This is a genomic window from Candidatus Hydrogenedentota bacterium, assembly GCA_012523015.1.
Taxonomy (GTDB): Bacteria; Hydrogenedentota; Hydrogenedentia; order Hydrogenedentales; family CAITNO01; genus JAAYBJ01.
This window is the reverse complement of sequence record JAAYJI010000230.1, coordinates 1-4,516: the sequence shown is the minus strand read 5'-3', so window position 1 is coordinate 4,516 and position 4,516 is coordinate 1. Positions and strand designations below refer to the sequence as shown.

The 4,516-nt window shown below is 49.7% G+C and carries 7 protein-coding genes; all 7 read right to left on the bottom strand.

Annotation, left to right across the window (positions count from 1 at the left end; genetic code table 11):
• On the bottom strand, positions 1-266 hold a 266-nt coding region (locus GX117_09800), incomplete at its 3' end, for a hypothetical protein (protein ID NLO33629.1).
• Entirely contained in the window at positions 266-1,144 is an 879-nt protein-coding gene (locus tag GX117_09795) for a hypothetical protein (protein NLO33628.1), read from the bottom strand. The genes GX117_09800 and GX117_09795, both read right to left, overlap by 1 nt.
• A 24-nt stretch (positions 1,145-1,168) precedes the next feature.
• Positions 1,169-2,191, bottom strand: a complete 1,023-nt coding sequence (locus tag GX117_09790; GenBank protein NLO33627.1) for an ABC transporter ATP-binding protein — start codon at positions 2,189-2,191, stop codon at positions 1,169-1,171.
• Positions 2,188-2,883, bottom strand: a complete 696-nt coding sequence (locus GX117_09785) for a CPBP family intramembrane metalloprotease (protein NLO33626.1) — start codon at positions 2,881-2,883, stop codon at positions 2,188-2,190. Before GX117_09785 ends, GX117_09790 begins: the two co-directional genes overlap by 4 nt.
• A complete protein-coding gene (locus tag GX117_09780; GenBank protein ID NLO33625.1) occupies positions 2,880-3,506 on the bottom strand; it encodes a GNAT family N-acetyltransferase in 627 nt (208 codons plus the stop codon). Before GX117_09780 ends, GX117_09785 begins: the two co-directional genes overlap by 4 nt.
• On the bottom strand, positions 3,503-4,069 hold the full coding sequence (locus GX117_09775; protein NLO33624.1) for a GNAT family N-acetyltransferase: 567 nt from the start codon (positions 4,067-4,069) through the stop codon (positions 3,503-3,505). Before GX117_09775 ends, GX117_09780 begins: the two co-directional genes overlap by 4 nt.
• A 68-nt stretch (positions 4,070-4,137) precedes the next feature.
• On the bottom strand, positions 4,138-4,516 hold a 379-nt coding region (locus tag GX117_09770; GenBank protein NLO33623.1), incomplete at its 5' end, for a tRNA uridine-5-carboxymethylaminomethyl(34) synthesis GTPase MnmE.

Sequence of the window (4,516 nt, the reverse complement as noted above, 5' to 3'; positions counted from 1 at the left end):
GCCTGTTCCAGGAGCTCTTGATCACTACGCGGAATTAAAATGGCTTTGGTCACACGGAGCCATTCCAGTTCACCGACCACCTCTTCCAGTTCTTGTTGGGGATATTTTCCGGCGAGGAGTTGATAGATTCTGTTGACCGGTTCCCGGGGATAATATTCGAGTACATCCCATGAAATATGATCACATTCGAAACAGAAACAACTCTCTATATCCATGACAAAGCGTTGTTCGCCTATTTCAAATCGGTGCAGCGGTGAAGGATCCATCAATAACTTCCCAGCGTACCTTTTGAGCGGCTGTAATCTTCAAGGAATCTGAAAACAAACAAGCCGAGAAAGGTCCAAAATATGCAGCTGACCAGGAGCCAGTAAAATGACGAGTGAAAAAATACCGAGCTAAATTGCATGATGGGTTCGCCTGCCTCAGTCGTTCCTACGGGAACCATTTGGTTGTGGATCAACACATATTTGAGTGCAATGGTTGCATCGGTAATGGGCAGCATGTGCAGCATATAGGGGATGGGAAAAGGTTGGTGCATCATTTCTTCGCGGGCGAATACGGCGAGGGCGAACAAGCCCATGCGCACCAATATGGCCACCTGGCCCACCTGTTTAAAGACGAGCACCAATCCGCCGACCATGAATCCAAAGCCGACGAGATTAAAAAAGGTCAGTATCAACAAAATTAAAATAGGGAGCGTGTCCCAGTGCAGCATCCCGCTGCCGCCGCGGCTTACGCTCCAGGTCACAGCGTACACCATAATGCCGGAGGAAATGATAGAGGTCACCGATCCCACCATTGTCTGCGCCATGAAATTGGTGGCCAGTCCGTGGGGGCTCATACACAGTTGTTCCAATACGCCTGTCGTCGCCATGCTTTGCAGTCCTTGCGTAAACATACCGACGACGCCGAAAGCGAACATACCGATCATGAAGCCCAGAATAAAGTTGGTGGCGCCCATGGGATTATCTTTAAAGCGGTCCATGGCATTTTCCACGCCCGGCCTGCTGTAGATGAAGCCGGCAACCAATACCATCAACATGCTATAGCCGATAATCATGCCGGTGATAGTCCGAAACCAATATCGCCGCATAATGATGAAGGAACGAACCAGTTCCGCTTTCATAACTCTAAAAAATGACATGAAACTCCTTTCATGGCCGTATGATTATTGGTGAGGGTCACCGGTTAATTTCAGGAAAATACTCTCGAGATTTTGTTGACGCTGCTGCAAGCCGTGGAGCAACACCTGTTGTTCTTTTAAGAGGTCGACGATACGATACAGGGCTTCGGAACGGAGCTCCGTTTCCGGAGTCACCTGCATCACCAAAGCCGGTCCATCGCCTGTTTCTTCCATCTCGGCTTTTAGAACGCCAGGCAAGGCAGCCATCGTTTCGACGTTCACAGGGCGGTCAATTTTGAATACAAAGATTTGTTCTGCAAAAAGGGCCAACAACTCTTCGGTAGGCTTACAGGCGATTAATTCGCCGTGATTGATAATGCCGATACGGTCACATAATTCTTGCGCCACGTGCATATCATGGGTGGTGACCAATACGCTGCGCCCTTGTTCCCGGGTCATTTCCATCACCTTGTCTTTGATTGCCCGCGCACTTTGTACATCCAGCCCTGTTGTCGGTTCATCCAAGAGCAGCACTTGCGGATCGGCGATGAGTGCGATGCAGATGGCAAGCTTCTGTTTCTGTCCCCGCGACAAGCGCCGTACCTGCACATTTTTTTTGTCCTTTAGACCGATGAAATCGAGGAGATCATGGGCACGTTGACGCAGTACAGACCGGGGCACATCTTTCAGGGTTCCGTAATAGAGAAGATTTTCCAAAGGGGTCAAGGGCCACAGGCTTGTACGTGTTCCTTCCAAGACGACTCCCACACGGCGCAGCACCTGCCTACGTTTTTTGTCCACATCCAAGCCGTCCACGTAGACAGCGCCTTTATCGGGGCGCACCAAACCGGAAATCATTTTTACGGCCGTTGTTTTGCCCGCGCCATTGGGACCGAGGAGCCCGAAGATTTCGCCTCGTTCAATAGAAAAATGTACATCGCTGGCAGCGTGCACTTCTTTTCTTTTATAAAAGCGGCGCTTCCGTGTTTCTTCATCGATAAGAAAAAGATGCTTGGTCGTAAATTTCTTATAAATATGACGCAGTTCTACTAGCGCGTTATCGGTCATGGGTACTCCAATGTGGGGGCGCCATGTTGTCCATCCAACCGGCGCAATGCTTCTTCTTCATCATGGGTATCTTCAAGGAGCGCGCAATAGTCAAGATAGGCACTTTCGATGTTCCTGACCCAATGCACGACAATCACGAGGATAAGGCTGAAGGTATAATAATACAACACACTCAGGCAAAGCGTAAACAAGGCAAATTCTAAAGCACTGACCACGCCGTTCTTAAAGAAATGATCGTGTAAGAGGCAGAAACAGACGCTTGTGATCAAGATCGCAGTCAGATGATTATCGAAATAGAGGTGCAGCATTGATTGGGCAGCGGCACGATAAATTAGTTCTTCAATTACGGCCACGCCAAAGAAGCGGACGCTGATACCCGGGGCTTTGTTCAAAAATGCGGCAAGCCCGCGGATATCAAGGAAAAGCTCCAAGACCGTGGGGCCATGCTGATGGGTAATGATCAAAGACAGGGCAAAGATCAGATGACCGAGTACAAGCGCCAGTATTACATCGGAAGGGGCCCATAAGCCTCTGAATAGGATGCCTGTCGTCCAAGCCCAATACAAGGCGAGGAGCACGAGCAGACTTTGCAGGCTTTGGATGAGCCTGGAATTGCCGTCGCGCCGCATCAGATTTCTTCCTGCGGCGTAACCGTTATAGAGGAACCAAAGGGATAAAAAAGCAATGATCACGACTGCTTCTCCAATTGTTCTGCAAGGGAAGCAATCATGTTTTCTAAAGACAGATCATCGGCACGGGTACCTTGTTGTTTGCGCATTTCCTCGAAATCGGAGCGGAGCAGACCATAGCCATAGGCGTCGTAAAGTTTTCCATCCCGTACGACATGATTTTCCAGTACGATTTCCCGTTTGGCACCCGATAATTCAAAGATGCGCCACGACACGCGGTTGAAGGAATAAATCAACGCGCCCACACGGTGAAGGTTTAACTCGTCGAAGACATATTCAAGGACACGGAAGACAGCGCTCATGGTGATCAAGGCGTTGCGCCGCATTTTATCGCCGATGTAAACATCCAAACTGCAAGAGCGATTGCGCCACGAAATATTTTGCAGCGAAATCATACCCAACAGCCCCTTTTCTTTAGAATCAATGAGTAAGTAAATGGCGGGCGGCGTCATGCCTACGGGGGCGCGGCCGAGCATCTGAATGATTTTTTCACGTATCTGCCGCTGCGATTGGGCAGCGTCGCCATAAAGGTAATATTGGAAATCGGGATCACTCATCCAAGACAAAAGCGTATCTAAATCGTCCCGTTCTGCTCGTCGTAAAAAAGTAGAGCTTGTAAAACTCATGGTTCAATTTCTCCCGATTTCCCCTGCGCCGTTTCGGGGTCATAGGCTTGTTGAGGCAAGACGAAGGTGTTCAGATTGTGCCAAGTGCCGCCGCTGTATAGGACATCCCGTTGGATACCACAGGAGCGGAACCCTTGTTTCATCAGGCACTGTTGCAATCCGCTTTCCCGCTTCAAAGAAAACACAAGCACTTTATTTAACCGCAATTGCTGAAAAGCGCGGTATAACAACATCGCCAACGCTTCATCGGCCATAGGCGTTAAAAATTCTTCATCGCTGCGAAATACCAAAAATAGTTCACAGTATCCCGCTTCCACATTGAGCCCGCGCAATCCGCACCAGCCGCGCCGCTGCCCTTCAAGATCTTCCACTGTAAATAAGTAAGCACGGGAGCTTTCACTTTTACGGAGCAGCTCCTCGATCTCGTGGCGGACAGGCATGCCGTATTCGCGGCGTGCATCCAACAATGCCGCTTTAGGCTCATTGGTGAGATACAAATTCCGATAAAAAGAGGCGTCCTCTCCTTCAGAAAAACGTATGCGTGTATGGGTTCCTAAGATCATGGTGACGGGTCGCTTTTTGCTTCTGTTAATCCCGCATCAGTATATCAGTATAGGCGGACATTGTTCTTTTATTTGCCGATACAAAAGGCGGAAAAAATGCGGTCCAATAAACTTTCCGAAGTGGTCTCCCCCGTAATCTCGCCCAAGGCGTCCAAGGCTTCGCGCAGCTCAAGGGCAAGCAGCTCCGGGGAAATATGCATATCCAACAACATACGCGCCACACAAGCTTGGGCGCGGCGCATACTGTCCCGTTGATGGGTTCGTGAAAGCATGGGCGTATGGCTTTCCAAGCTCCCTGATCCGACGAGCAATTGGCTCAATTCTTTTTCTAGCCTATGGAGCCCTTCTCCCGTTTTGGCGGAAACATCACAGACCAAGGCGAATTGAGGCGCTGTAAAGCCGTGTTCCTGAGGAAGGGGGGAGCCTTGCCGCAAATCAATCTTGTTT

What these genes read in the sequence shown, in the direction of transcription:
- GX117_09795 (NLO33628.1), bottom strand. Translation starts at nt 1,144, where the DNA reads ATGTCATTTTTTAGAGTTATGAAAGCGGAACTGGTTCGTTCCTTCATC.
- GX117_09790 (NLO33627.1), bottom strand. Translation starts at nt 2,191, where the DNA reads ATGACCGATAACGCGCTAGTAGAACTGCGTCATATTTATAAGAAATTT.
- GX117_09780 (NLO33625.1), bottom strand. Translation starts at nt 3,506, where the DNA reads ATGAGTTTTACAAGCTCTACTTTTTTACGACGAGCAGAACGGGACGAT.
- GX117_09775 (NLO33624.1), bottom strand. Translation starts at nt 4,069, where the DNA reads ATGATCTTAGGAACCCATACACGCATACGTTTTTCTGAAGGAGAGGAC.